Here is a 505-nt window from a genome sequence, read left to right on the forward strand (position 1 = left end):
CACCCAGCTGATCAGCAGCTGATCGGCCTGCTGCTCCCAGTGAATAGCTAGTCTCCCGCCATCTGTTGCAAAGCACCCGTATTTGAGTGCATTTGTTGCCAGTTCGTGAAAGACCAGCCCCAAGTTCGCGGCATGATCCGGCCCCACCAGCACCGTCTCTCCAGACATGGAGCGTGCCACTTCCTTGCCGCTGGTTGCCTGCTTCAACTCCCTGCCGATCAAAGCTTCCAGAGAAAGCGTGTCCTCGTTGGAAAGATCAAACATATCCTGCGCCTGAGCCATGGCATTCAAGCGGTCAAAGAAGATCTTGTTGAACTCCGCAGGCGCGTTGGTGGAGACTTCCGTCTGCCGGGCAATCGCTAGAATGCGGGCAATGGAGTTCTTCAGCCGGTGCTTCATCTCTCTGAAATGGAGTTCTTTCAGTTTCAGGTTCTTTTGAACTAAGGCGCGGTTTTCCTGAGCCTGACGCACGTACTTAAACTGCTGGTAGGTCAGAGAAGACACC

The 505-nt window shown here is 54.3% G+C and carries 1 protein-coding gene; it reads right to left on the reverse strand.

Annotated features, from left to right (window positions below; all coding sequences use genetic code 11):
* A partial coding sequence (locus ACR0KW_RS24325; protein WP_480807320.1) for a sensor histidine kinase occupies nt 1-505 on the reverse strand: 505 nt, incomplete at both ends.

Source organism: Ruegeria sp. CG11, assembly GCF_056537245.1.